The following is a 26969-nucleotide window of genomic DNA, read 5'->3' as shown; positions in this document are numbered from 1 at the left end:
CAGATCAATCCGCCCGGGCGAGTCCCTCCTCCTGCGGAGCCTGGGCGTGGCTCCGCCTCCACAGAACGAAAGCGCGGATGGCAAACCCGACAGCGAACATGACGACTCCGGCCAATACCGACGTCGGAGGCAGCGTGACGACCAGGATCAGACACCCGAGCACACCGAGGACGTTCAGCCAGCGGGGCCACCGACGCTGCTCGGCAGGTTGGGTGTATGCCGACGCGTTGGCGATCGCGTAGTAGACCAGCACCCCGAACGAGGAGAAGCCGATCACGCCACGCAGGTCTACCGTCAGTACGAGCGCGCTGACCACAATCGCAAGTGCGATCTCGGCGTGATGGGGAACCCCGTAGCGTGGGTGCACCGCGTCGAGCCACTTCGGCAGATCACGATTGCGGGCCATAGCCAGGCCGGTCCGGCCTATACCTGTGATCAGGGCGAGCAGGGCACCGAGGCTGGCCAATGCGCCGCCCAGTGCCACCACCGGCACCAGCGTCCCGACCCCGGCCACACGGACCGCCTCGGCCAGTGGCGCCGTCGTAGCAGCAAGCCGGTCCGCTCCGGCGCCGAGCAGCACCGAGACCCCGACGATCAGGTAAATGACGACCGCCATCGAAAGGGCGACCGTGATCGCCTTCGGTATGACGCGGGCCGGGTCCTTGACCTCCTCCCCCATCGTCGCGATCCGCGCGTACCCCGCGAACGCGAAGAACAGCAGTCCCGCCGACTGCAGGATCCCGTAGAAGCCGCCCGACCACCACCCACCCGCGCTACCGAGGTGAGAAGGGTCGGCCCCGCCGCTGAACGCGATTCCGAGAACGACCACCATGAGCGCAACCAACGTGCAGAAGACCAGAATTCGCGTCAACAGGGCCGTCCGGGTCACTCCGCGGTAGTTCAGACCGGCTAGGGCGAGCACCGCCACCACGGCGACCAGGCGCTGTACCCACCACGGCCCCGGCACCGCGTAGGACGCGAATGTCAGCGCCATTGCCGCGCAGGAGGCGATCTTGCCGATCACGAATCCCCATCCGGCCGCGAATCCGTACCACGGTCCAAGTCGCTCACGTCCATAGACGTAGGTTCCCCCGGACGTCGGATAAGTCGCCGCGAGTTGAGCGGATGCGGTTGCGTTGCAGAAGGCGATGACTGCGGCGATCGCCAAGCCGATCAGCAGGCCCGCACCAGCGGCCCTCGCTGCGGGACCGAATGCGGCGAACACGCCGGCCCCGATCATCGACCCAAGTCCGATGACCACAGCATCCTTGGTGTCGAGTCGGCGGGCAAGCGTGGGATGTGTGGTACTCATGAGGGTTCTTCCAAGTGGGTGGGACCGAGGATTTCGCGGGCTAGTTCTGCCAGGGCGTGCCGTTCCTCGGCCAGCGCGGCCCGACCGCTGTCGGTGATCGCGTACACCCGGCGGGTCCGCCCGTCGACAACCTCGTGGGTAGAGGTCAACAACCCGTCGGACTGCATCCGATGCAAGGTCGGATACAGGGTGCCCGGCGAAATGTGATAGCCGTGATGGGCGAGTTCCTCGGCCATCCACGCCCCGTGGATCGGCTTCTCAGACGCGTGGTGGAGAACGTGGAGCCGTACTGCACCGCGAAGAAACTGACTCATCGGACGCTCCGATCGCACCCGTGAAACGGGCACCGAAAGTCAGGAACAGGTCTCTGTTGCAGAGAATCGAAGTGAGCCATCACCTGCACCAACCCTCAATTATCGGATTTCGATATCGGCTACCGTAATGGTAGGCCGAATCACCGACGAGGGCTATGCGGCAACGAGAGCGGTACCGCGTCCGTACTACTCCAGTTCGGCCGCCAGTTCCATCCACTGCTCCTCGGTGGCTTCCTTTTCGGCGACCACAGCCTTGAGTTCGGCGTCGAACTTCTGAAGTTCGTCGGGGTCGGTTGCTACCTCGGCCAACTTCACGTGAAGCTTCCGCTCTCGATCTTCCAATTTCGTCACCGCACGCTCGAGCCTGGCCAGTTCCTTGCGGGCGGCGCGATCGGCCGCACCGTCGCGTGTTTGCGTTTGGCGCGGCGCCGAGGCTCCGCCGGCCGCCGAGGCAACCGACGGGGCACCGCTGCCGCCCATCGACGACCTGCGACGCAGATACTCCTCGATGCCGCCAGGCAGGTTGGTCAGCTTTCCGTCGCCGAACAGCGCCCAATTCGTGTCGCAGATCCTCTCGATGAGGTATCGGTCGTGGCTGATGACCACCATCGTGCCGGCCCAGCCGTCGAGGAGATCCTCGAGTTGTTGCAACGTGTCGATGTCGAGGTCGTTGGTCGGCTCGTCGAGCAACAGGACGTTCGGCTCGGCCATCAATACCCTGGTCAGCTGAAGGCGACGACGCTCGCCACCCGACAAGTCGCCGACCGGGGTCCGCTGCCTGGCCGGGGTGAAGCCGAGTCGTTCAGCCAACTGCCCAGCTGATATTTCCTTGTCACCCAACGTGATTCGCTCGGCAACGTCCTTGACTGCCTCGAGAACCCGCATGTCGGTCGGCAGGTCGTCGAGCTCCTGGCGGAGCCATCCGATACTGACGGTCTTCCCTTGGATGCGGTTGCCTGCTGCTGGTTCGATCTCACCTGCGAGAGTGCGCAGCAGGGTCGTCTTACCGGAGCCGTTGACCCCGACCAAGCCGACCCGTTCTCCGGGAGCCAGTCGCCACGTGAGGTTGTTCACCAGCACCCGGCCATCGGGTGTATCGAGGCGCGCGTCCTCGAGTTCGATGACGACCTTGCCGAGCCTGCGCTGCGCGAACGACGCCAATGCCACCGTGTTGCGGGGCGCAGGCACGTCCGCGATCAACGCCTCGGCCGCCTCGATCCGGTAGCGCGGTTTGGATGTTCGAGCCGGAGGGCCACGCCGCAGCCACGCCAATTCCTTGCGGGCGAGGTTGCGACGACGGTCCTCCGCAGCGTCGGCCTGACGCGCCCGCTCGGCGCGGGCGAAGACCCAGTCTGCGTAGCCACCCTCGTAACTCTCGACCTTGCCGCCAACCACCTCCCAGGTGCGGTTGGCGACGGTATCGAGGAACCACCGGTCGTGGGTCACGACGACCAGCGCGCTGCGACGGCCCACGAGATGCCCGGCCAGCCACTGCACACCCTCGACGTCCAGGTGGTTGGTGGGCTCGTCGAGCACCAGAAGGTCGAGGTCCTGGACGAGTGCGGCGGCCAGTGCCACCCGGCGACGTTCACCTCCGGACAAATCGTCGACCCTCACGTCCAGGCCCAGATTGTCGATGCCGATTCCCGCCAGGATCGACCTGATCCGGGCGTCGCCGGCCCATTCGTGATCGGCCACGCCCAGCGGCCCCAGAACCACCTCGCCGACGCTCGCACCGGTCGGCAGGGCGCCACGCTGGGTCACTACCGCCATCCGTAGACCGCCGACTCGGCTGACTCGTCCGGAATCGGGCGCCTCCACCCCGGCAAGCACCTCGAGCATGGTCGTCTTGCCGCCACCGTTGAGCCCGACGACGCCGATGCGCTCACCTTCGTGAACGCCGAGTGACACCGATTCGAGTAGCGGCTTGATCCCGAACGACTTCGACACTTGCTCGAGGTTGATCAGATTCGCCATCAGCGCGATTCCTCCGCATCATCGACTATTCGCGCGCCCGGTACCGGACCGCTCGCGACTCGCACGGTACGACACACCCCCGCACCGGCGAGTTCTGCGCCCACCCGGACCGCCGCATCCGCGTCGGCGCACAGAAAAGCACAGGTCGGGCCGGACCCCGAGACCATGCCTGCCAGCGCGCCTGCCGCGACCCCGGCCCGCAGCGTCCGCCGCAGCCCTGGTCTCAGCGACAGAGCGGCCGCCTGTAAGTCGTTGCCCAGCAACGGGGCCAGGGTCGCGGCGTCGCCTGTGGTGAGGGCGTGCATGAGATCGTCCGCGCTGCCAAGGCGCGGCGGAGTCCCGTCCGCGCGCAGCTGGTCCAGCTCCCGGAATACGTCCGGAGTGCTCAACCCGCCCTTGGCGAGCGCAAGCACCCAGTGGAAGGTGCTGCGGGAAAGTACCGGCAATAGCCGTTCGCCGCGCCCCGTACCGAATGCGGTGCCGCCGTGTAGCGAGAACGGCACGTCGCTACCGAGTCTCGCCGCGAAACCGTCGAGTTCCTCACGTGAGAGGTCCAGTTGCCACAGCGCATTCAGCGCTACCAGCGTCGCTGCCGCGTCAGCGCTTCCGCCGGCCATCCCTCCGGCAACCGGAATGCCCTTTTCGATGGAGATCTCGACGTCCGGACGCCGCCCCCACTCGGCGCCGAGCATCTCGGCTGCCTTCCACACCAGATTGTCACTGTCGGTGGGTACCGCGGCGGCGTCCTCGCCTCGAACCACCACCGACAACGTGTCTGCGGGGGTCACCGACACCGTGTCGCTCAGTGATAGTGCCTGAAATACCGTGTTCAACTCGTGGTAGCCGTCATCGCGCAGATCCCCGACAGCCAGATGCAGATTGACCTTGGCCGGGGCTCGGACGACGACGGGGTGAGAAACGACGGAAAGCACAAGTGTAGAGCTTAGGCGCTCGCCGGGCATGGCCGGAAACGCAGCTGATGGCGCACTTTGCCACCGGTCGAGCAAACGCCTCCTCGGCCGATAGCCCGCCGCATCAGTACCTGCCGGGGATGCCGAACACCTTGATCGCGTCGCGGTACATGCCGAGCTGTTCCCTCTTGGTCAGCGGCATCAGTTCGGCGATCAACTCCCCCGCACTGGTGATGGCGCTCATCGCACCCACAACCGGCAACCCTGCAACGTTGAAATCGACCGTAGCCCTGCGAATGTGATTGGCGGAGGTCACGATGATGGCGCTGTTCGCGCCAAGGGAGCGAGCTAGCGGAACGGAGTTGAGTGCATTTCCTACCGTGGACGCAGCTCGATGCTCCGCGTGGATGCGGTTCGCCGGAACGCCGTGGTTCTGCAACCACCACTGCATTGCCGCGGCCTCAGTGATGCCGTTCTTTGGAGCTCCACCGGTGACGATGATCGGTGAGGACGGCATAACCCACGACTGGACCAACGCCGCCTGCAAGCGGTTGACCAACTCGGGGCGCATCGTTCCGTCGGGCAGCAGTCCGTAACCGAGAACGATGATCGCGGTGGAAGGGCCCGCAATGGCCGGAAGCGGGTTGGGAGGGGTGAAGGACGCGATCCGGATCGCGTGCAGCAAGTTGTCGACGCCGGCGCGCTTGGCACCGTCCAACGCACCCAGTCGGAAGAGTGCGGCCTCACGGGTGATCAGGTCGCCTGCCGCGTCGGCGTAGATGGCCTGCAACGCCAACGCATTGGTATCTCCCGGTTCGCTCGCGACTGCCCCACCGATGTCGGCGAGGGCACCTCGCGTGTCGCCGACGGCGAATCTGCCCTGTGCGCTGTTGAAGAGATCGGCGGCCGAAGCCGACGCTGTCGTTGTAGTCGATACCGCCAGTGCCAGGCAGAAGGCGCTGGTCAGGATCGTGACGACCGCCGCCTTGATGGCGGCGGCGAACGGGCTCATACGGAGGCGTGTCACTCTTCCAGACCCTTCCGTCGGATGTCACCGAAGTACTCGAGCGAAAGTCCATGGAGCGTCTTGGGTCAGTCTAGTGATGCCTGTGTGGTTATTGGGTCTGTTGTGAATATTGATATTTCTATTGGTTGTGTACGATTTGCGAAGAATTTCGGGTGGGTGGGCGTTGCCGCGCCTTCGCGGACCGATACGGTAGCGCCTGACCAAGACGGAAGTTCAGCAGCCACGACGGACCTCGCATCCGGAGGACCGAACTCTCCGCGCAGCGTCGAATCACGTGACGAACGAGGAAGGGTCCAGGTTGTCGGGGATGCAGCAATCGGCTGTAGAGGGGGTGCGCCCAAGTGCGCCCGCAGAGCGCGGATCAAGCAGGAAGGCACTCGTCCGGGGGCATCTGACACTCGGCAGCGCAACGGTGGTCATCATGGCGTTCTCGCTGGCCTTCGTCTGCACCCTCGACAACGGTGATGCCCCCTGGACCTGGCCGGCGCTGTACTCGACGGATTGGTTCGTGGTCGCCGCAATCGTGGCGGCCACTGCATGGGCGCTCATGATTACCTGCGTGTTGATCTTCTCGCCGAAGCCTCGTCAAATCCTCGGGGCTGCAACATTCTTGGTGGCAGCCGCCCTTGGAGGCTCTGCGGTGATCGCCATGTTCGGAACATCGGAGAATTCTGCGCTCATGCTGTGGCTGGTCTCCGCCATGAACCTCGGATACCAGGCGGCCCACGTTCGCTCCGATCGAAGTTACGAACCTGCGCTTGGCCGGCAGTGAAGGTATAGGTAAACGGAGCAAGGCCCCACTCCATGAAGAGTGAGGCCTTGCTCGAACGTCACGTCCCGGCGAACCGGGAAGTCATAGGCGTTCTCAGATCGGGGTTACGCCGGTGGCCTGCGGGCCCTTGTTGCCCTGGCCGATCTCGAACGAAACACGCTGGTTCTCCTCGAGCGTGCGGAAGCCGCTGCTCTGGATCTCCGAGTAGTGGACGAACACGTCAGCGCTGCCGTCCTCGGGGGCGATGAAGCCGAACCCCTTCTCGGAGTTGAACCACTTCACGATGCCCTCTGCCATGTAAATCTCCTCTAACACAGTAACTTTCAGGTAACCATCTTCGGTACCCGGGTCCTTGACACGACCGTCTATGACAATTCCTGTGGAGGACGTCCAAACGCTCGCAACCATTGATTTGCGAGCGTGGGAAACACAAACACAAAACTTACGACCTCCAACAGTGAACCATATCCGCGCCAGGTTGTCGCGCTCGGGGCCGACAGCGCACGCCGGGAATGGCCGTGAGAACGTTCGATGCGCCCTTAGCGAATCGGTCGACCAGTCGCGGCTAGGTGGTCAACTCACGGCGCGGTGTCGGCGAGACGAACGAAGGCCGCGACATCAAGTCTCTCGCCGCGCATGGATGGCTCGATCCCTGCCTCGAGCAGTCGTCGTTCCGCTTCCGCGGGCGAACCCGCCCAACCGCCGAGGGCGGCACGAAGTGTCTTGCGCCGCTGAGCGAAAGCTGCATCAATCACTGCGAATACGCGACGACGGTGTTCTTCGTCTACCGGCCACGGAGGCTCGGCGTAGCGGTCGATGCGCACCAGGCCCGACTCGACCTTCGGAACGGGCCAGAACACGGTGCGTCCCACTGCACCTGCGCGGCGGACATCGCCGAAGAAGCTGGCCTTCACGCTGGGCACGCCATAGATCTTGCTGCCAGGTACCGCCGCCAATCGGTCGGCCACCTCTGCCTGCACCATCACCAGTGCAGTTCGCAGACTCGGGAGCTCTGAGAACAGGTGCAGCAACACCGGCACCGCCACGTTGTAGGGCAGGTTCGCGACGAGCGCTGTCGGTTCGCCGGGAATCTCCGACGGCGTGATCCGCATCGCGTCCGCACCCACCACCGTCAATCGGTCCGCGAGCTGCGGAGCCCGTTCCGCCACCGTCACCGGAAGTTGCGCCGCGAGGTTCGGGTCGATCTCGACTGCGATCACCTTGTCGACGACATCGAGCAAAGCCAAGGTCAGAGATCCGAGGCCGGGACCCACCTCGAGGACCGTATCCGCATCATCCACCCCTGCGGTGGCGACGATGCGACGCACCGTGTTGGCGTCGTGCACGAAATTCTGGCCGAGCTGCTTGGTGGGGCGCACGCCGAAGGCCTCGGCCAACGACCGCACCTCCGTGGGGCCGAGTAGCGCGGCCTTCCCTCGGGAGATCGGGGGTACTTCGGCGTCGGACACCAAGGGAACTTAACTCATACCGAGCTGTGCTTGCTAACGCACACCGAGCTTGCTCGCGCACGATGGCCATGCACCCCAGCCCTGCGTCTTCTGGGTTTGTGCCGCAATGGCGATCTGCTCTTCACGGGTGGCGAGGTCTGCACGCGGTGCGTACTTGAGGCCGCCCTGCCGCTCCCATGTGTTCTGGTCGAACTGGACTCCACCGTAGTAGCCGTTGCCGGTGTTTATCGACCAATTGCCAGTGGCCTCGCACTGGGCTAGCGCATCCCAGAGGGAACCGTTCTCCACCGGCGGCACTTCGGTTCCGGGCTTCGCGCCGACGCGGATCACACTGGGCTCCGACGGCGTCGTGATCGTCGCGGCCACCTGTCGGCGGCCGACTTCGTTTCCGTTGACCGTATCGACGGCGAATGTGACGTCCTGGACCCCTGGCACGCCGGGGTCTTCCATGACGGTGCGACTCATGTTCATCGTCGGATCTTCGATGCGCTGCTCCTCCGGCTCGAGGGGCAACGTCTCGACCTTGGTCTCGGTGCGAACACGGGTGACCGTCACGTTCATGCCCTCGGTCAGCGGTGTGTCCGCTGGGGGAACCACAGTGTCGGCCTGCTCTAGCGGCGCGCCGTGCGCCTCGAGAAATTCCCCGACCGTCGGCGCGGCGATGCGCACAGCGGCAACCTCGAGAGCGCCGTCGGTCAGCATCACATTGAGCGGGTTGTGCACGTCGAGTGCGGCACCGTCGAGCGGCAGCCGGTATGACCGGGAGGCGGATACGTAGACGTCGTCGGCGAGTCGGAATTGCTTCAGCGCTTCCTCGACGGTGAGCGCGGTCGTCCACACGTTCCTGGGTTGACCGTCCACGGTCAGCGACACCTCGCGTGCGCGGCGCAACACCACGGTGTCGCCGTCGGACAGCAGTGCGTCAGGCGCAGGGGCCACGACATCCCGCTCACTGATCCCATACCCGGCGGCGGCTAGCGCGTCGGCAGTACTTGCCGCCATCGTGCTCAGTTCGATCGTCTCGCCGTCCACGTCGATAGTGACGGTCTTGTGCCGGACCACGGCTGTCACCGCGCCAGCGGTAAGGGTGAGAAGAAGCAGCGCCACCACGGCATACAGCAGCGGCGACCGAGCCGAGTTGATCCTGGCGAATGCAGACATCAGCGCAGTACCGATTCGACATTGACGATCCAGGCGGCTGTAGACACATCGATTCCCGAGGCTGGCGACTATTTGATCACGGTACGGTAACGAACCGAAGATCATTTAGCAACTTTGCGCCGGATTCGGCGATTTGCATTGCGAAAGGGGTCTATAAATGGCCGCTTTCTGGTCACGGGGACAAGTGACACCTGATCAGGAGTCCGCCGAGAATCCGGCGAACTGCGAAGCGTTCTCGCCGGGTTTCTCTACTTGCTATCGGGCCGGGAGACCGTAGACGCGCTCTGCGGTGGCTGTGGATGCTCGGGCCAGCTCCTCCGGGTCCTCGCCGCGGATATCGGCCAGTGCGCGGACCGTGTACGGCAGGCAATAGGGCTCGTTGGGTGCGCCCCGGAAGGGGTGCGGTGTGAGGAAGGGCGCGTCCGTTTCGACGATCAGCTGACCAGTGGGCACCAATGAAGCCGCTTCCCGCAGTGCCTTGGCGTTCTTGAAACTCACGGTCCCCGAGAAGCTGAGGACGTACCCGGCATCGATGCACGCGCGTGCCATCTCGACACCCGACGAGAAGCAATGGAAGACCACCATCTCGGGCGCTCCCTCTTCGCGTAGCACCTGCAGCAGAGCCTGATCGGCCTCGCGGTTGTGGATCATCAGCGTCTTACCGAGGCGCTTCGCCAAATCGATGTGCCAGCGAAAACCCGCCGTCTGCTCCGCGACCGTAGCGCAGCCGTCGAGCTTGCCCGGCCAGTAGAAATCCAGTCCGGTCTCCCCGACCGCTACCACCCGCCGATCGCCGGCAAGTCGCTCGATCTCCGTTTTCGTGGCGTCGTCGAGCACGTTCGCCCTCGTCGGGTGGATGGCAACCGCGGCGTACACCCTCGGATCCCAGTTCGCGGCGTCGACGGCGAAGCGCGCGGCCTCGAGGTCATCGGCGACCGTGACCACCCTCTCGACCCCGACGGCCGATGCCCGGTCGACCATGGCCTTGACGCTCATCGCATCGGATGCCCCGCACGCATCGAGATGGGTGTGCGCGTCGACGAGGGGCGAGAGCGGCTGCGGTGGCTGCGGGGCGGGGCGGTCTTTGCTCATTGCGACATTCTGTTCGCCGGAACGTCCCAAACGCCAACCGCATGTGCGAGAGTCGATCTTTCGAGCAGGGACAAGCAGAGACAAGCAGGGAAAGGAACGTTGGGTGACGGGTGAACTGGACGGACGCGTGGTCGCGGTAACCGGGGGTGGGCGTGGAATCGGTCGTGAGATCGCCAGACAACTCCTCGCGGCAGGCGCCCGGGTCGCGATCGGCGACATCGACGGTGACGTGGCCCGCGGCACAGCCGACGAGTTCGGCGAGCGAGCGTCCGGATTCGACCTCGACGTCACCAGCACACCGTCCTTCGAGGCCTTCCTTTCTGCGGTAGAGGCGCAATGGGGGCCCCTCGACGTGCTGGTGAACAACGCAGGTGTGATGTGGGTCGGGCCGTTCGACGAGGAACCGGAGTCCGCGATCACCCGACAGCTCGCGGTCAACCTGCACGGCGTGATCCGCGGTGTGCGGCTGGTGGCGCCGGGGATGCGTAGCCGCCGACGCGGTCACATCGTCACGATTGCGTCGGCGGCCTCCAGGTTGTCCCCGCCCGGCGAGTCGACCTACGCCGCCACCAAGCACGCGGTACTCGGCTACCTCACCGGCGTTCGCGCCGAGTTACGCGGCAGCGGCGTGCACCTTTCGGTGATCATGCCTGCGGTGGTCGACACCGAGCTCGCGGCGGGAACGGCGACCGGTGCCGCGAAGCTCCTCGAGCCCGGGGATGTCGCGAGGGCTGTGGTCGCCGTCCTGCACAAGCCCCGGTTCGAGGTCACCATCCCGTCCTACATCGGTCCACTCACCCGGCTGGTGACCGCCTTTCCGCAGTTCGTACGCGATGCGGTGATGCGCAAGATGGTGCCGGACCAGGTGTCGGCCACAGACAAGTCGGCCCGCGCGGCGTACGAGTCGCGTTCGGTGGCGGACGAGAACGACACCGGACCCGCGTAGTCACGTAATCTGCTCGTCGTGGGGCCAGGGTGCGCAGATAGAGTGATCGAATCATGACTTCTGCTGATTCCACCGCTTCGCGGCCACCCTTCTATCTGACGACGGCGATCGCGTACCCCAACGGCGTCCCGCACATCGGCCACGCCTACGAGTACATCTCGGCCGACGCCCTCGCACGGTTCAAGCGTCTGGACGGTTTCGACGTGTTCTTCCTGACCGGGACCGACGAGCACGGCCTGAAGATGCAACAGACCGCGGCCAAGGAAGGCCTCGACGTCCGGGAACTCGCCACGCGGAACTCCGACATGTTCGAGGCGATGGACAAGGCCTTGAACATCTCCTTCGACCGGTTCATCCGTACCACGGATGCCGATCACGAAGAAGCGAGCAAGGCGATCTGGCAGAAGATGCTCGACAACGGCGACATCTACCTAGACACCTACTCGGGCTGGTACTCGGTCCGCGACGAGGCCTTCTACACCGAGGCCGAGACCACGCTGCAGGAAGACGGCTCACGCCTGTCCACCGAGACGGGCACGCTGGTCGAGTGGACCGAGGAATCCACCTACTTCTTCAGGCTGTCCGAATACCAGGACAAGCTGCTGAGCTTGTACGAGGAGAACCCGGATTTCATCGCGCCCACCACTCGGCGCAACGAGATCGTCAGCTTCGTCAAGGGCGGCCTCAAAGACTTGTCGATCTCGCGCACAACCTTCGATTGGGGCGTCCCGGTCCCCGGACACCCCGAACACGTCATGTACGTGTGGGTCGATGCGCTCACCAACTACCTCACCGGTGCCGGCTACCCGAACACCGATTCCGAACAGTTCGGCAAGTTCTGGCCCGCGAACCTACACATCATCGGCAAGGACATCACCCGGTTCCACACCGTGTACTGGCCCGCGTTCCTGATGTCGGCGGGAATCGAGCTGCCCGAACGGGTCTTCGTGCACGGATTCCTCTACAACAGGGGCGAGAAGATGTCGAAGTCGGTCGGCAACGTCATCGACCCCGTCGCGATGGTGGAACAGTACGGACTCGATGCCGTCCGCTTCTTCCTGCTCCGCGAGATCTCCTACGGCCAGGACGGCAGCTACAGCCACGAGGCCATCGTCACGCGCATCAACGCCGACCTCGCCAACGAACTCGGCAACCTCGCGCAGCGCTCGCTGTCGATGGTGGCGAAGAACTGCGACGCCCGCGTTCCGAGCCCCGCAGAACTCACCGAGGACGACACCGCGCTGCTGGCACAGGCCGATGCGTTGCTGGCCCGGGTTCGCGCCGAGTTCGACGTCCAAGCGCTGCATCTCGGGCTGGAAGCGATCTGGTCGGTCCTCGGCGAGACGAACCGGTACTTCTCCAAGCAGGAACCCTGGGTACTGCGGAAGACCGACCCCGAGCGGATGGCGACGGTACTGTACGTGACGCTCGAAGTGGTGCGAATCGTCGGCATCCTGGTGCAGCCGGTGATGCCGGACGCAGCCGCGAAGATCCTCGATCTCCTGGGCCAGGATGCCGAGGCGCGCCAGTTCAGCGACCTGCGCACTCGCATCGTCGCGGGAACCCCGCTACCTGCACCGTCGGGCGTGTTCCCTCGCTACGTGGACGAGTGATTTCTCGGGCGGGTTCGACTTGTCGGACCCGTCATGCACACTCTCCCCATGACGCCGAATAGAACATACATTCGATCCGCCGGGGGCGGGTTCGGGACCGAAACCGGGATGTTCGACGACGAAGTAAGTCCTCAGGCCATCGACGCGACGCGTGCTCTCGTCAATGCGCTAGCGGGTTCATATGAACGCGGATGGCAACCGGCCGATGTGCTGCACCTCGCACGGCGCTCGAACGAGCCGTCGGACGCGGATCTCGCAGCCTCTGTCGTGCTGAGGGAAGCAAGGCTCACGCGTGCAGAGGATCGGGCGCCGTATGACTGGGTCGAGCAGCTCCGCATCATCGGTGAGCACCACCGCGCCGCCGCAAGCCTCGCGGACCGGGCCTCCGCAGACGGCGCAGATCTGCGCGCCCTGACTGCGGGGCTGCTGTTCGAGGACCCCTACCACTCCGTATACCAGATCACCGACCTGGCGCTCGCCTGGAGTCGGCTTCCGGACTGGACTCTCCTGGCGCCACCGCCTTCTGCGTGGCCAGCGCGCCGGCTGCCGGATGGGTCGGCGACGCAACCGGATGGCGGGGAGGCTGACGCCAAGGTACTCAACAAGATTCGCGGCCTTCTCGCCAAGGCCGAGGCCACCGACTTCACCGAGGAAGCCGAGATCTTCACCGCGAAGGCGCAGGAACTGATGACGCGCTACGCGATCAGCGCGGCGCTGCTCCACTCTCGTGAGGGGGCCGGATATACGTCCGTGCACGGTAGACGTATCCATCTCGACAATCCCTACGTCAAGGAGAAGGTGCACCTACTCACGGCGATCGGTGAAGCCAATCGGGTGCGCACCGTATGGTTCAGCTCCCTCGCAATCGCCACCACGGTCGGGACGCCCCTCGACCTCCAGCAGGTCGACATGCTCTTCACATCCCTGCTCGTACAGGCCACTCGCGCAATGCAGTTCGCGGATGCCAACAGTCGGAACGGATCCCACACCACCTCGTTCCGGAAGGGCTTCCTCGCGGGTTTCGCCAACCGGATCGGCCAACGCCTGCGAGACGCCGACTCCAAGGCCACGGTTGCGGCGGCCGACGAGGCGTCCATGCCGGTCGACGACCTGCTGCCGATCCTGGCGGGCACGTCCGAGGCGGTCGATTCGGAGTTCGAGCGCCTGTTCCCGCGTACCCGCAAGGCACGCGGGAGGGCCGTCGATGCCAACGGCTGGTACGCCGGCCAGTCGGCCGCCGACGACGCCACGCTCACCGCCGGGGGGCAATCCCTGCAGCGCTAGCGTGTAGTCCTTTCAAGACCGACCTTTTCGGGACGCCAGCACGGTTTCGTAGAGTTCTCGCTTCGACACGCCGGTGGTGGCGACGAGCGCGCAGGCGTCCTTGAGCCGCGTTCCCTCGTCGACGAGGCGTTCCACCTCGTCGACGAGGTCCGCCGGATCCGACACCACCGGGGTGGCACCCTCGAGTACCACCGTGATCTCGCCACGGACACCTTCCTCGGCCCAGGCGGCGACCTCGGCTAAGGTGCCGCGGCGGACTTCTTCGTAGGTCTTGGTCAGCTCACGGCAGACTGCGGCGCGTCGGGTGCCGCCGAGTACCTCCACGGCGTCGTTCAGGCACTCGGAGAGTCGATGCGGGGCCTCGAAGAACACGCAGGCCCGCGGTTCGGTCTTCAGCGCCTGCAACCACGCCCTGCGCTGCCCCTGCTTCCGGGGCGGGAAGCCATCGAAACAGAACCGCTCGACCGGCAGCCCGGACAAGGCGAGCGCCGTCGTCACCGCCGAAGGACCGGGGAGACACGTCACCGCCAGATTGTCGGCGGCACAAGCGGACACGAGGCGATAACCGGGGTCGCTGACCGAGGGCATACCGGCGTCGGTGACGAGGAGCACCGTCTTGCCCGATGCCACATCGGCGACGAGCGCAGGCAGCCTGGCGAGCTCGACCTGATCGTAGAAACTGACCACCTTCCCGGAGATGGTGACCTCGAGTGCATGGGCCAGAGCCTTGGTACGGCGGGTGTCTTCGGCGGCGACGACATCGGCTGTTTCCAGCGCCGCGCGCAGCCTCGGGGAGGCGTCACCCACGTCCCCCATCGGTGTTGCAGCGAGCACGAGGCGACCAGTCATAACCCACAGCCTACGATCGTCGTGTGACGATGTGGACGGACGAGCGACCAGCGCCCTCCGGACGACAGCGGCAGGTGATCAGCCCCGCTCCGTTGGTACCGCCCCCCGACTTCGGTCCCGTCGACCGCGCCCGAGGATGGGTGGTGACGCTGTTCGTCACCGCGATCGCGGCGATCACCCGGTTCACGATGCTCGGCTACCCCACCGACGCGGGTACCCCCGTGTTCGACGAGAAGCACTACGCGCCACAGGCTTGGCAGGTACTGACCGGGGGCGGTTGGATCGAGGACAACCCCGGCTACGGCCTGGTGGTGCACCCACCGATCGGCAAGCAACTGATCGCGATCGGTGAGGCGATCTTCGGCTACAACGGCTGGGGTTGGCGGTTCGCGTCCGCCGTTGCGGGAACGATCATGATCCTGCTGGTGATCCGCATAGTCCGGCGCCTCACCCGGTCCACCCTGATCGGCGCACTCGCGGGAATCCTGCTGATCGCGGATGGTGTGACCTTCGTCTCCTCGCGGTTGGGCATGCTCGACATCTTCCTGGCGGTGTTCGTAGTTGCCGCTCTGGGCTGCCTCGTCGTCGACCGCGACCAGGTGCGAGAACGCACGGCCCGCGTATACGCCGAAGGACGAATCGGCGACACGGATTGGGGACCACGGCTGGGTGTGCGATGGTGGCGTTTCGGCGCCGGCATCATGCTCGGCCTGGCGTGTGGCACCAAATGGTCCGGCGTGTATTTCATCGTGTTCTTCGGGCTGCTCAGCGTGGCGTTCGATGTGTCCGCCCGCCGTGCGTACGGGGTGCGGCGTCCGTGGTTCGGTGCCGCGCTCCGCGATATCGGGCCGGCGTTGTACGCGTTGGTCGTCGTTCCCCTGTTCATCTATCTCGCAAGCTACTGGCCGTGGTTCGCCAGCGAGACCGGCGTCGACCGGTACGCGGTGGGCAATCAGATCGGGACAGGCGGCGCCTGGTCGTTCGTGCCCGGAGCGCTGCGATCGCTGTGGTACTACAGCGGTAATGTCCTCTCGTTTCACGAGGGGCTCACCAACTCCGCCGGCAACCATCACCCGTGGGAGTCCAAGCCCTGGACGTGGCCGATGGGCCTGCGCCCGATGCTGTACTACTTCGCCGAGGGTGAGCAGGTCACCGGATGTAGTGCGCCCAGCTGCGTCAAGGCGATCATGCTCGTGGGGACGCCCGCCATGTGGTGGCTGGCGCTGCCGATGCTCGCATGGGCGCTGTGGAAGGCGTTGGTGCGCAAGGATTGGCGCTACGCCACCGTCCTCACCGGATACGGCGCCGGGTTCCTCCCTTGGCTGATCACCCTGGACCGTCAGATGTACTACTTCTATGCGGTACCGATGGCGCCGTTCATGGTGATGGGCTTCGCCTTGGTCCTCGGCGACATGCTGGGCAGCGCGAAGGCGTCCTACGAGCGGCGCGGTACCGGACTGCTGGCGGTCTGTCTCTACGTGGGGCTCGTGGTGGCCAACTTCGTCTGGCTGTGGCCGATCCTCACGGCCCTTCCCATCACCCCGGAGACCTGGCAGCACCAACTGTGGCTGCCCAGTTGGCGCTGAGCGGCAAGAAGCACCGAGCCGCCCGGACCCGTAGGACACCGGGCGGCTCGCGGACCGCTTCCCTTACTGTATCTAGTTGGATGAACTTCGCTGGCTACGCTGTACCGCAGCTTTGCGCAGCTCTCTGTGCTCGACGATCAACGGGTCGCCGGAAAGGTCCTTGTAGAGCGAGAAGCACAGACCGATCATGACGAGGACGAACGGCGCCGCGGCGATGATCGTCATCGTTTGGAGCCCGGAGAGCGCGGCGTCGCCGCCGGTCCACAGGATCAGCGCGGCCACCCCGCCGGTGAGAACACCCCAGAAGATGACCACCGAGCGATGTGGATTCAGAGCACCGCGTTGCGACAGGGTGCCCATCACCATAGAGGCGGCGTCGGCACCCGAGATGAAGAAGATCGCGACGAGCACCATCACCAGAACCGAAGAGACGCCGACGAGCGGCAAGTGTTCGAGCATGCCGAACAACTGCCCCTCGGTCGTGTCCTGTCCGGCGATGTCCAATCCGTTCTGCTGATCATTGATACCGGCACCGCCGAAGATCGCGAACCAGACGAGGCTGACCACACTCGGCACCACGATCACGCCGACCACGAACTGACGGATGGTCCGGCCTCGGCTGATGCGCGCCAGAAACATACCGACGAAGGGGGTCCAGGAGATCCACCACGCCCAGTAGAAGATGGTCCAGGAAGAGAGCCAGTCACCGGTCTCGGCGCCGCCTGCGGCTCCGCTGCGCGCCGCCATCTGCGCGAGGTCCGCAGCATAGGCGCCGATCGTCGTCGGCAGCAGGTTGAGAATCAGCACCGTTGGTCCGAGGACGAAGACGAAGAGCGCGAGGATGGCGGCGAGCACCATGTTGATGTTGGAGAGCCACTGGATGCCCCTCGCGACACCTGATACCGCGGACGCAACGAAAACCAGGGTGAGAAGAGCGACGATGACGACCAGCAGGAAGGTTCCGGTCTGCGCCATCCAACCGACGACCTCGAATCCTGACCCGATCTGCAGTGCTCCGAGCCCGAGGGAGGCTGCGGTGCCGAACAGAGTCGCGAAGATCGCGAGCACGTCGATGAATTTGCCGAGCGGACCCTCCGCGCGGCGGCCGAGCAGCGGGATGAACGCGGAACTGAATAATTGCCTGCGGCCCTTGCGATACGTGCCGTAAGCGATCGCCAGCCCCACCACTGCATACATGGCCCACGGGTGCAGGCTCCAGTGGAACATGGTTGTGGCCATCGCAGTTCCGATACCACCGTCGGTGTCGGGAGGAGGCGAAACGTAGTGCGCGACCGGTTCGGCGACACCGAAGAACATCAGCCCGATACCCATTCCTGCGGCGAACATCATGGCGATCCAGCTGGCGGTCCGGAACTCGGGTCGTTCGCCATCCTTGCCGAGCGGAATATGCCCGAACTTACTGAACGCCAACCACAGGGAGAACAAAACGAACGCACTCGCCGACAGTACGAACAGCCAACCCATATCGGTGACCAGCCAGTCGAGGGCTTCGCTCGAGGCAGTTGTGAGAGTATCGGGCGCCACCAGGCCCCAGACAACAAAGGCCGAGACCAGCACAGCAGCAGCAGAGAAGACGGCATGGTCTGTGCTGCGACTGGCCCGTTTTGCCCACCCGTCGAGCGGTTCGTCGGCAGACTCATACTCTCTGCCCAGCCGATCAGTATTCATTGCCATGAGCGACTACGTTGGTCAATCCCGATGGTAAAAGCAAACCGAAGCGACGCCACAAACCGGCTAAAGAGCTCCCTTGCGACAGCGTTACGCTGCGGTTTTGATCCACCCGGCGCCCTTCCCGAGAAGGCCGTCGATACTGATCCGCCCGGCACCGATGGCGGCGATGAGTAACGATCCGACGCCGAGCGCGACGACGAGTTCGTATCCGCCGTCCGTGACGAAAACACCGTTTTCCACGTGGACCAGCATCATCGCGCCGAGCATTACGAGAAACAGCAGAATCCCTGCGATCGGCGTGAGTACACCCACCAGAAGCGCAGCTCCACCCACGAGTTCGATTGCGGCCGCAGCGACGGCCGAGACCTCAGGTAGTGGCACACCCATCGCAGCGAACCCGTCCTGTGTGGCTTGCACTCCGTTGTCGAAGAATTTCTGCCAGCCGTGCGCGATGAAGACCACTCCGAGTCCGATGCGCGCAATCAGAAGAGCAAGATCGCGAAAGAGTGGGGAACCCATGCTGAGTTGCCTGCCTTTCTGGAGCATCCGCGAGATTTCCTTTTCCCTACGGTTCCACGCCATTCGGCACCCGGGGAGGTCACTCGGCACCTCGGAGAGCGGACCGAACGAAATCGAGGATTTCCTCGTCGGGAACCCCCAGGTGTCGTAGCTCCCGCACATACTGGGTTGCGGCCTTCTCGGCCCCGGAGCGAACGGGGTCGCCGCCGGAGGCGATGAACGTACCGTGCTTGCCGCGGGTTTCGATCACCCCCTGCTCACCGAGTTCCCGGTACGCCTTGGCTACCGTGTTCGGCGCAAGTCCCACCTCCACGGCGAGCGCACGTACGGTAGGGATCTTGGTTCCCGCGATCAACTCCCCGCTACGAACCTGTTCGATGATCTGCAACCGCAACTGGTCGAACGGGGCAGTCGACGAGTGGTGGTCGATATCGATGCGCACGCCGGCGCCACCTCCCCCTGTTCCAGGCTTTGTATCAAAGTTAGTTTGCCCGATACCGCGCCGCAATGACCACCTGCTGCACCAAAGACGTGTCCATCTTCGCCCGCACCGGTGGCTACACAGCTGCTACCGCTTCCGCGATCGGGGTCGGACCGGACGTGAGCATCAGAATCTTCGCCACGGTATTCGGAGCGTCCAGTACAGCTGCGATCACGGCGGCCACATCGGAGCGCGCCACGGTACCGCGCTCGAGCGGTGGCTCGGTGAGCGCGACGTGGCCCGACGGTTCATCGTTGAGCAGCCCGCCCGGGCGCAGGATCGTCCAGTCGAGCTGCGTGCGAACCCGCAGATCCTCCTCCGCCGCCGTCTTCGCGACAAGGTATGCGGCGAACACGTCGTCGGTTCCCTCGGCGATCGGTTCCCCCGCACCGAAAGAACTGACCTGGACGAAGCGACGCACACCTGTGGCCTCGGCGGCGTCGGCGAGCAGTACCGCGGCTGCCCGGTCGACAGTGTCCTTCCGTCCGACACCACTGCCGGGTCCGGCGCCTGCGGCAAACACCACAGCATCCGCACCGACGAGCGCCTGTGCCACGTCGTCGACAGTTGCCGCCTCGAGGTCCAACAGGAACGGTTCCGCGCCCAGTACGGCGACATCCTCTTCGTGATCCGGATTGCGGATCAACGCCACAGCTCGGTCACCGGAGGCGCCCAGTAGTTTGATCAGTTCGCGGGCGATCTTCCCGTGTCCTCCCGCGATGACGATGCGGCGCCCCGTGGCACTCGCTTGTTCGGCCATGCTCGATCTCCTACACGCTCGCTACTTTTGCTACTACCCGATTCTGCAGCACTGGAGCCCCCGGGGTTGTTCCCACGGTGCCAGAATGTCGGGCATGGCCAACACCGCAACCATCTACCACAACCAGCGCTGCAACACCTCCCGAACCGTCCTGGGTCTGATTCGGGACGCCGGGATCGAGCCGACCATCGTGAAGTACCTCGAGACTCCTCCGTCCCGGGACGGTTTGCGGAAGCTTCTCGACGACGCCGGGTTGAAACCCAGCGAGGCGATCCGCAAGAGGGAAGCCGCCTACAAGGAACTCGGGCTCGCGCAGGCGTCCGAGGACGAGTTGCTGAAGGCCATGGTGGACAACCCCATCCTCATCGAGCGACCGATCGTGGTGACGGACAAGGGCACAGTCCTTGCACGCCCAGCCGCGAAGGTCGACGAAGTCCTCTGATCGAGCGCACCTGACCAGGAGCCCTACATCGGGTCGCGGGCTACGGGGCAAGACATGCAGCGGGGTCCGCCTCGACCGGAACCGAGTTCCGATCCCGCGATCCTGAGCACCTCGATGCCTGATGCCTCGAGCCGGGCATTGGTCTCGACATTGCGCTCATACGCGACGACGACACCGGGTGCGAGCGCGAGCGTGTTGTTCCCGTCGTCCCACTGCTCGCGTTCGGCAGTGACATTGTCGAGTCCGGTGTCGATGACGCGCAGTTTGCCGATGCCCATGGCTTCGGCGGCAGCGCTCAGGAACGGCTCGGCGCCACTAATCGATACGCCCTTGTCTTCGCGATGAATGGTGAACGCCGACAGCGTGTCCTGAACCGCGGGATACATCACGACCGCATCCTCGTCGACCATCGTGCATACCGTGTCGAGGTGCATCGAGGCTCGGGATTGCTCGATGGGCACCACCAATACTGTGTGCGCCAACTCGTCCTCGAAGACGCTACGTGCCAACGCCTCGGCGCCTGCCGGGGTTGTACGCTCGCCCACACCGACGGCGAGGACGCCGGGAGCGAGGAGCAGGACGTCCCCGCCTTCGACGGGGGCAGTGTGGGATTCGTATGCTCGCCGGGCCCCGCGGAAGCGCGGGTGATGGGCGTAAATGATGTCGGTAAGCGATGTTTCGCGGACCCGAGCGGGCAACGCCAACGATGTGATTGCGACGCGCGGTCCAATCCAGAACGACGAGTCTCGGGTAAACAGCAGATTGGGCAGTGGGTCGATGACGAAGTCGCCACCGTGGTGCATACGCCGGACCAGTGAAGCCGTGCTCGCCGCGGACGGGAGTTCATCGAAGGTCATACCTGCCGTGAGGATCGTCGACAGTTCCTCGGCAGGAAGGCCCCGCAGGTAGGAGGCGAGTTCCGACGCAAGTGCGTGTCCGAGTTTGCGGGGGTCGACAGCCGCGCCGATGCCCTGCATTCGGGCGGCACCACTGGTGCCGAGAGTCTCGGTAACCAAACTCGACAAGAGCAACACCTCGACGCCGCGAGCCCTCAGCAAATCGGCGAACGCGTCGTGCTCTTCCTGTGCACGGTCGACCCACGGCAGTCCGTCGAAAAGCAGTTGATCGTTGTTGCGAGGCGTCAATCGTTTCAGTTCGTCGCCGGGCCGGTGCAGCAGGACGGCGCGTAGCCGGCCGACTTCTGAATCGACCCCCAGTGGTGAGGAAGCAGACGCGTTCATGCCTTGACGGTAATGCTGACTGGCTCATCAGGCACGTACGAGTGCGCCCGGATCGAACGTGTCCCGGGGCCCCGCCGGCGGGTAGCGTGAGTTCGCGGAGGTAACTCATGGACCAGAACTCGAGTCACTTGCCGGCGCAGTCGACCGCGCCAACCAGTTCTTCTACTCCACCAAGCCTCGCAAAGCCGCAACCCACGGCACCGGCCGCCCTGTCGCCATTCGTCGGTCGCTGGTACGGCCGAGGTGAAGGCGCCTATCCGACCATCGACGACTTCGCGTACACCGAAGAGATCGAGTTCGCGCCCCGCGGCAAACCGTTCCTGGAGTACCGGTCTCGCACGTGGGAGGTGGGCAGCGGCCGGCCCTTGCATACGGAGTCGGGCTATCTCCGACTAGTCGCCGAAAACGAGGTCGAACTTCTGATCGCACAGCCCACCGGCTTCACCGAGATCCACAGGGGGCAGATCCGAGACCGAACCATCGACCTGTCGCTGCTGGCACTGAGCGCCTCGCCGGATGCCAAGCCCGTGCAGAGCATTCGACGGCAACTGTCGGTGCGCGGCGGCGACCTCACCTACGACCTCTGGATGGCTCACGATCTGACACCGCTCACCCACCACCTCCACGGACATCTCCGGCTGCAGTAACGATCAGCTGTGCCACAGCGGCGGCAGGGATCAGCTGTCGCCGAGCCACTTCTCGATCGCGGTGCGATCCTGCCCAAACATGTCGCCGACCATCTTCTTGATCACGGTCTCGATCTGTCCGCCGACCACCGGGACCTTTACCTCGACTGATCCCGCGACCTCGAGGACGGTGCCCCCATCACCCAGGGGGCGCAGCACCGAGGTCGACTGGATCAGCACCGGAATTCCCGTCGAGCTTCCGCCGATCCGGCCGTCCGCGCGGCCTCCATCGAGTGCGCCCCACTCGTCGATGCGTTCAACCTTCAATTCACCGGTCACCACTTTGCTCACGATCGCGGGGAGCGAGGATGCCCCGATCGAATCGCGCATGATCACCGTCAGCGTTCCGGGTCCACGACTTGCGTCGAGAGTAAGTTTCTCGGGTGATTTTTCGAACCGATGCTGCCAGAACGCCGGATCCGTAACCGTCGCGTGCACCCGCTCGAGGGCGTATGTAATCTCTTCCGAATACTCGAAGCTCTTCGCCATGAAAGCAGCCTACGGAAACACCCTGCGCGCCGCCCGATCCCAGATCAGGCACCGCCACTCGGCAGTCAACGCCTCATCAACAGGTGGTCGATCCCCGCCTCGAGGTAGTTCTCACTCATCCGGCGAAACCCGAAACGGCCATACCACTTCTCCAGATAGGCCTGAGCAGAGATCTCGATCGGCCCCGGAAACTGCTCGAAGACGGCCTCGAGTAAGAGTCCGGCAAGTCCCCGGCGGCGGGCGTCGGCGGCGGTCGCGACTCGCCCGAGGTGAACCGTCGGTTCGTCCGCGAGTACGCGCAGAGTTGCCAAGACCTCTCCGTCCTCCTCCGCCCAGAAATGAGTGGTGGTGGGTTCCAGATCCCGCCCGTCGAGTTCGGGTTCCGACACGATGCCCTGCTCGAAGACGAACACATTGGTCCTCAGCACCATGATCCGATAGAGGGTGGCGGGGTCGATCTCGTCGAGCGTCGCGCGGTGAACAGTCGGCACGAAACCACCTTAGATCGAAACTCTGCCGCGCAATCCTCCGGAAGCGGCGACGGGAGCCTCGGGGCGGGTACACACTGTAAACGCAGTAGCTGAGGGCACCGCGAACAGTCGAATGAGGGTGGGCATGTCCGAGCGCGAACCCCTGATACCGCCGAGCGCCGTCGACGTGGATTTCTCCGACGTCGGGTGGGGGGCGGCCCGCACCATGTCCGACCTCGAGACCGGAATGTGGCGGATGGAGCAGGTGCAGCCCAGACTGCGCTCGCCGATCGTCGCGGTCGACGTGCTCGACGAACCACCCGACTGGGACCGATTGGTGCGCGCGCACGAGTGGGCGTCGCGCATCGTGCCCCGGATCCGGATGCGCGTGGTGGAGCCGATCTTGCGCCTGGGCAACCCGGTGTGGGCAGTGGACCCCGAATTCGATCTCGACTACCACCTGTCCCGTGTTCGGCTACCGGAACCCGCGACCTTCGACCACGCCCTACAGATGTGCAGGCACTTCGCGACCGAACCCTTCGATCGCGCCCGTCCGCCTTGGAGCGCGATGCTCATCGAGGGTCTCGAGGACGGCCGTGCTGTCTACGTGGTGAAGACCCATCACAGCATCACCGACGGCCTCGGTGGCATCCAGCTGATGACTCTGCTGCACAGTAGGCGCCCCGAACCGTCACCCGACAAACCCGACCGTCCCGCGCCGCAGCCTGAACAGATGTCGAGTGGTGGGGCGATGATCGAGCAAGCACTCGACAGCATACGGAGCGCCCCGGGTCTGATCGGGGATCTGATCAGCAGCACGGCGCGGTCGGCGATGGCGGTGGCGACCGACCCGGTGGGGGCCGTCTCGGAAATGGTCGGGTACGCCAATTCGATCCGCCGGGTGATCGCCCCTCCCCCTTCCACCGGCTCGCCGTTGCTGCGTGACCGCGGGCTGGGCCGATGGTTCGGCGTTCTCGAGGTGGGAGTCGACGAGTTGCGCGCCGGCGCCCACAGCGCCGGCGGATCGCTGAACGACGCGTATGTCGCCGCCCTGCTCGGCGGCTTCCGCCTCTACCACGAGTCTTTGGGCCACCAACTCGACACGATCCCGGTCGGGATGCCCGTGAGTTTGCGCTCGGCCTCGGATCAGACCGGCGGCAACCGATTCGCCGCAGCGCGTTTCGCAGGGCCCGCCGGTGAGCGCGACCCGATCGAACGGATCAAGCAGGTGCGCGCGATCATCCTCGAACTTCGTCAGGAACCGGCGCTCGGACTGCTCGACACCGCCGCACCCATCCTCGCGCGCCTGCCGACTGCGGTGCTGGCGAACTGGTACCTCTCGCAGTCAACCGCCCTCGACCTCCAGGCGAGCAATATCGCCGGGATGCCAGTGCCGGTGTACCTGGCCGGTGCCCGCATCGAACGCATGTTTCCGTTCGGCCCAGCCCCAGGATGCGCGGTCATGGCCACCCTTGTCTCGCACGTCGGCACCTGTTGCATCGGCGTCAATCTCGACACCGCCGCCGTCACCGAACCGGCGCGATTCATGTTGTGCATACAGGAGAGTCTCGACGAGATCGTCGAATTGGGTCACGGGTGAGGGGGAAGCTGACGAATGAATGAACAAGGGACACAGCCTCGGGTCTATCTCGTCGAGACCATGACGGAGTTGGAGGACGACGTCCTCCGCACCTGGCTGGAACGCCAGGCGAACGACACCGGGCAGCCCCCGCCCACGGTCGAGATCACCGACGAAGCACTCGCTGATCTGGCGCTGAGGAAAGATGATCCGTTACTGACCCCGCTGCGCGTGGTCTGGTTGCCGGGTCAATCGCATCCCGAGGGAGTTCAGCAATTGCGGGAGACACTCTCACTACGGGATCCGCTGCATCCGAGCCAGACCACCCAGCGCAAGGTCATGCGCGACGACCCGTCACGGTGTCACGTGCTCGAGGGCGACCCTGCCCCGCTCAGTGACCTCGAACGCCGGCTCGCAGAGACCGGAGGCGGGTCTCTGCCCGACTTCATACGCCGGCAGGCCGCGCTTACGCTCGAGCGCGCCGAACGAACCCTTCTGGGGACTCAGTACAAGGTCTCGAGGTTTGTCGTCGACGAGATCACGGACTCGAGCCGATACCAATCGGGAACCCACGAGTTGTCCACACAATTGAACCTCCCCATAGCGGAAGTGAATCGCCGGGCGCGCGGCGCGCTGGACGAAATGGTCGCCGCCCAGAGCCGGCGAGCGATCGCAGTGTGGGACCAATTGGGCCGCTACTTCTCCCGCGCCTACCGCCTCGATGTGGACACAACCCGCCTCGACGAACTGCGGGAGTTGAACAAGAACCATTCCCTCGTGTTCCTGCCGAGCCATCGCTCATACCTCGATCCGCTGGTCCTACGGCCGGCGCTGCTTGCCAACAAACTCCCGCTCAATCACGTGATGGGCGGTCTGAACATCAACTTCTGGCCGATCGGCCCGATCGGCAAACGCAGTGGCACCGTGTTCATTCGACGCAAGTTCGGCGACGACGAGGTCTACAAGTGGACGCTCCGTGAATACATGCGGTACCTGCTGACCAAGCGATTCAACCTCGAGTGGTACATCGAAGGTGGGCGCAGCCGAACAGGGAAACTGCGGCCGCCGCGGTTCGGCCTCCTCAACTATCTCGCCCAGGCCTTCCAGACCAGCGGGATGTCAGACGTCTACCTCGTACCCGTGTCGTTGACGTACGACCAACTCTATGAGGTCGGTGCGATGGCCGCCGAGGCACACGGGGAGGCGAAGAGCAAGGAAAGTCTGCGCTGGCTCCTCGGATACGTTCGCGCTCAGGGCCGACGGCACGGTGTCGCGCACGTGAATATCGGCAGGCCGTTGTCACTGGCCGATTACCTCGGACAGGAGGACGACCCGCGACTTGCCGTGCAGAAGACGGCATTCGAGGTGTGCCACCGCATCAACGAAGTCACTCCCGTCACCGCCTCATCTCTCGTCATGCTCGCCTTCCTCGGGATCGAAGACCGGGCTCTCACCGTCGCCGAAGTCAGCGGCATCCTCGGGCCGCTCGTCGACTACATCAAGGCGCGATCATTGCCTACCGCCGGCGATGTCGACCTGACCGACCCGCACGTAATCCGCACCGCGGTGCGCACACATCTCGAGTCCGGGGTGTTGCGCAGTTTCGACCGGAGCAGCGAGCGGGTGTTCTACCTCGGTCCGGATCAACACCTCGTCGCAGCGTTCTATCGCAACAACACGATCCATTTCCTCGTGATGCGGGCGATCGCGGAGATGGTGGTGCTGGCCGCCTGCGACAAGCGCTTCACCGATCCACCCACCGACGGATTGGATGTGGCGCTGCGGCTTCGCGACACCCTCAAGTTCGAGTTCTTCTTCAGCGAGAAAGACAGCTTCCGCGACGAGTTGCGAATCGAACTGGACCTGATCGACCCGAGATGGGAGGCGAACCTGGGCGATCCGGAACATGCCGAACGCCTACTCTCCGGGATGGACATCCACCTGGCTCATCGCGTGTTGCAACCATTCCTGGAGGCGTACGCGGTGGTCGCGAGTCAATTGCTGCGCACGCCGGTCCACCGGAAATTCGACGAGAAGACCTTCATGGCATCGTGCCTCGCCCTCGCCGAGCAGCGGCGGCTACGCCAGCAAATCGGTAGCAGTGAGTCGATTTCGGCCGAACTCTTCTCGACCGCATTGAAACTGGCGCGGAACCGCGGGGTGGTGGAACCGAATGCCGAGAATCTGGAAGCCAGAAGGGCCGAGTTCGCCGAGGAGATCTCCACCCTGGTCGATCAGGTGCTCCGTATCCGGACCCTCGCTCACGCGCATCTCGACCGCATAGGGGGTAGGTAACC

The 26969-nt window shown here is 64.7% G+C and carries 26 protein-coding genes; 9 read left to right on the top strand and 17 right to left on the bottom strand.

From position 1 onward, the window contains the following. Positions 1-4: 4 nt before the first annotated feature. The 5 genes from BFN03_RS01800 to BFN03_RS01780 all read right to left on the bottom strand — a co-directional run bounded on the left by BFN03_RS01800 (position 5) and on the right by BFN03_RS01780 (position 5481). On the bottom strand, positions 5-1312 hold the full coding sequence (locus BFN03_RS01800; protein WP_070377570.1) for an APC family permease: 1308 nt from the start codon (positions 1310-1312) through the stop codon (positions 5-7). Beyond that, positions 1309-1626: a PadR family transcriptional regulator gene (locus BFN03_RS01795; RefSeq protein ID WP_070377569.1), complete on the bottom strand. Its 318-nt coding sequence runs from the start codon at positions 1624-1626 to the stop codon at positions 1309-1311. The genes BFN03_RS01800 and BFN03_RS01795 overlap by 4 nt, the downstream gene beginning before the upstream one ends. A gap of 186 nt (positions 1627-1812) precedes the next feature. Further along, entirely contained in the window at positions 1813-3603 is a 1791-nt protein-coding gene (locus BFN03_RS01790; protein WP_070377568.1) for an ABC-F family ATP-binding cassette domain-containing protein, read from the bottom strand. Then, positions 3603-4535 carry a 4-(cytidine 5'-diphospho)-2-C-methyl-D-erythritol kinase gene (locus tag BFN03_RS01785; RefSeq protein ID WP_070377567.1) on the bottom strand — a complete coding sequence of 311 codons (933 nt, stop codon included), beginning with the start codon at positions 4533-4535 and terminating at the stop codon, positions 3603-3605. The genes BFN03_RS01790 and BFN03_RS01785 overlap by 1 nt, the downstream gene beginning before the upstream one ends. Positions 4536-4638: 103 nt before the next feature. Then, complete coding sequence (locus BFN03_RS01780) at positions 4639-5481, bottom strand: YdcF family protein (RefSeq protein ID WP_070380524.1); 843 nt, start codon at positions 5479-5481, stop codon at positions 4639-4641. Positions 5482-5815: 334 nt separating this feature from the next. Here BFN03_RS01780 and BFN03_RS01775 point away from each other — a divergent pair, with 334 nt between their 5' ends. After that, positions 5816-6313, top strand: a complete 498-nt coding sequence (locus BFN03_RS01775; RefSeq protein ID WP_232320401.1) for a hypothetical protein — start codon at positions 5816-5818, stop codon at positions 6311-6313. Positions 6314-6406: 93 nt separating this feature from the next. Here BFN03_RS01775 and BFN03_RS01770 read toward each other — a convergent pair whose 3' ends face one another. The 4 genes from BFN03_RS01770 to BFN03_RS01755 form a co-directional block, all read right to left on the bottom strand. Beyond that, on the bottom strand, positions 6407-6610 hold the full coding sequence (locus BFN03_RS01770) for a cold-shock protein (protein ID WP_070380522.1): 204 nt from the start codon (positions 6608-6610) through the stop codon (positions 6407-6409). Positions 6611-6891: 281 nt separating this feature from the next. Continuing rightward, positions 6892-7782, bottom strand: a complete 891-nt coding sequence (gene rsmA, locus BFN03_RS01765) for a 16S rRNA (adenine(1518)-N(6)/adenine(1519)-N(6))-dimethyltransferase RsmA (RefSeq protein WP_070377566.1) — start codon at positions 7780-7782, stop codon at positions 6892-6894. Between the two features lie 33 nt (positions 7783-7815). Beyond that, a complete protein-coding gene (locus BFN03_RS01760; RefSeq protein ID WP_070377565.1) occupies positions 7816-8943 on the bottom strand; it encodes a resuscitation-promoting factor in 1128 nt (375 codons plus the stop codon). 255 nt (positions 8944-9198) lie between these two features. Further along, the gene (locus tag BFN03_RS01755; RefSeq protein ID WP_070380521.1) at positions 9199-10035 is read right to left on the bottom strand and encodes a TatD family hydrolase; all 837 of its coding nucleotides are present in this window, start codon (positions 10033-10035) and stop codon (positions 9199-9201) included. Between the two features lie 103 nt (positions 10036-10138). On the opposite strand from BFN03_RS01755, the gene BFN03_RS01750 reads away from it, so the two are divergent. Genes BFN03_RS01750 through BFN03_RS01740 form a run of 3 tightly spaced genes read left to right on the top strand, consistent with a single transcriptional unit; the run spans position 10139 to position 13878 of the window. Beyond that, complete coding sequence (locus BFN03_RS01750; protein ID WP_070380520.1) at positions 10139-10981, top strand: SDR family oxidoreductase; 843 nt, start codon at positions 10139-10141, stop codon at positions 10979-10981. A gap of 53 nt (positions 10982-11034) precedes the next feature. Continuing rightward, a complete protein-coding gene (gene metG / locus BFN03_RS01745; RefSeq protein ID WP_070377564.1) occupies positions 11035-12594 on the top strand; it encodes a methionine--tRNA ligase in 1560 nt (519 codons plus the stop codon). A 48-nt stretch (positions 12595-12642) separates the two neighbouring features. After that, positions 12643-13878 (top strand): DUF2786 domain-containing protein, encoded by a 1236-nt coding sequence (locus tag BFN03_RS01740; protein WP_070377563.1) that lies wholly within the window; start codon positions 12643-12645, stop codon positions 13876-13878. A 12-nt stretch (positions 13879-13890) separates the two neighbouring features. Here the strand turns inward: BFN03_RS01740 and rsmI are convergent, their stop codons facing one another. Next, entirely contained in the window at positions 13891-14727 is an 837-nt protein-coding gene (gene rsmI, locus BFN03_RS01735; RefSeq protein ID WP_070377562.1) for a 16S rRNA (cytidine(1402)-2'-O)-methyltransferase, read from the bottom strand. 29 nt (positions 14728-14756) lie between these two features. Here rsmI and BFN03_RS01730 point away from each other — a divergent pair, with 29 nt between their 5' ends. Further along, positions 14757-16313: a dolichyl-phosphate-mannose--protein mannosyltransferase gene (locus BFN03_RS01730; RefSeq protein WP_070380519.1), complete on the top strand. Its 1557-nt coding sequence runs from the start codon at positions 14757-14759 to the stop codon at positions 16311-16313. 72 nt (positions 16314-16385) lie between these two features. On the opposite strand, the gene BFN03_RS01725 is transcribed toward BFN03_RS01730, so the two are convergent. From BFN03_RS01725 to BFN03_RS01710, 4 genes are all read right to left on the bottom strand, one after another. Next, positions 16386-18008: a BCCT family transporter gene (locus BFN03_RS01725; protein ID WP_070377561.1), complete on the bottom strand. Its 1623-nt coding sequence runs from the start codon at positions 18006-18008 to the stop codon at positions 16386-16388. An 84-nt stretch (positions 18009-18092) separates the two neighbouring features. Continuing rightward, positions 18093-18524, bottom strand: coding sequence for a DoxX family protein (locus BFN03_RS01720; RefSeq protein ID WP_070380518.1), 432 nt, complete (start codon positions 18522-18524; stop codon positions 18093-18095). Between the two features lie 79 nt (positions 18525-18603). Beyond that, complete coding sequence (locus BFN03_RS01715; protein WP_070377560.1) at positions 18604-18966, bottom strand: GntR family transcriptional regulator; 363 nt, start codon at positions 18964-18966, stop codon at positions 18604-18606. A gap of 115 nt (positions 18967-19081) precedes the next feature. After that, positions 19082-19765, bottom strand: coding sequence for an NAD(P)H-binding protein (locus BFN03_RS01710; protein ID WP_070377559.1), 684 nt, complete (start codon positions 19763-19765; stop codon positions 19082-19084). A gap of 85 nt (positions 19766-19850) precedes the next feature. Between BFN03_RS01710 and arsC the strand changes: the two genes are divergently transcribed. Then, positions 19851-20207 (top strand): arsenate reductase (glutaredoxin), encoded by a 357-nt coding sequence (arsC, locus tag BFN03_RS01705; protein WP_070380517.1) that lies wholly within the window; start codon positions 19851-19853, stop codon positions 20205-20207. Between the two features lie 23 nt (positions 20208-20230). On the opposite strand, the gene arcA is transcribed toward arsC, so the two are convergent. Next, positions 20231-21448: an arginine deiminase gene (arcA, locus tag BFN03_RS01700; protein WP_070377558.1), complete on the bottom strand. Its 1218-nt coding sequence runs from the start codon at positions 21446-21448 to the stop codon at positions 20231-20233. A 107-nt stretch (positions 21449-21555) separates the two neighbouring features. Here arcA and BFN03_RS01695 point away from each other — a divergent pair, with 107 nt between their 5' ends. Then, positions 21556-22095, top strand: a complete 540-nt coding sequence (locus BFN03_RS01695) for an FABP family protein (RefSeq protein ID WP_084385463.1) — start codon at positions 21556-21558, stop codon at positions 22093-22095. A 30-nt stretch (positions 22096-22125) separates the two neighbouring features. Here the strand turns inward: BFN03_RS01695 and BFN03_RS01690 are convergent, their stop codons facing one another. Both BFN03_RS01690 and BFN03_RS01685 read right to left on the bottom strand, forming a co-directional pair. Then, positions 22126-22623: a DUF2505 domain-containing protein gene (locus BFN03_RS01690; RefSeq protein WP_070377557.1), complete on the bottom strand. Its 498-nt coding sequence runs from the start codon at positions 22621-22623 to the stop codon at positions 22126-22128. 65 nt (positions 22624-22688) lie between these two features. After that, positions 22689-23114 carry a GNAT family N-acetyltransferase gene (locus BFN03_RS01685; RefSeq protein ID WP_070377556.1) on the bottom strand — a complete coding sequence of 142 codons (426 nt, stop codon included), beginning with the start codon at positions 23112-23114 and terminating at the stop codon, positions 22689-22691. Between the two features lie 124 nt (positions 23115-23238). Here BFN03_RS01685 and BFN03_RS01680 point away from each other — a divergent pair, with 124 nt between their 5' ends. Both BFN03_RS01680 and BFN03_RS01675 read left to right on the top strand, forming a co-directional pair. After that, positions 23239-24693 carry a wax ester/triacylglycerol synthase domain-containing protein gene (locus BFN03_RS01680; RefSeq protein WP_070377555.1) on the top strand — a complete coding sequence of 485 codons (1455 nt, stop codon included), beginning with the start codon at positions 23239-23241 and terminating at the stop codon, positions 24691-24693. A 15-nt stretch (positions 24694-24708) separates the two neighbouring features. After that, positions 24709-26967: a glycerol-3-phosphate 1-O-acyltransferase gene (locus BFN03_RS01675; protein ID WP_070377554.1), complete on the top strand. Its 2259-nt coding sequence runs from the start codon at positions 24709-24711 to the stop codon at positions 26965-26967. The last annotated feature ends 2 nt before the right edge of the window (positions 26968-26969 follow it).

This window comes from Rhodococcus sp. WMMA185, from assembly GCF_001767395.1.
Taxonomy (GTDB): domain Bacteria; phylum Actinomycetota; class Actinomycetes; order Mycobacteriales; family Mycobacteriaceae; genus Rhodococcus_F.
The sequence above is the reverse complement of the archived record's forward strand: the minus strand, read 5'-3'. Positions and strand labels throughout refer to the sequence as shown.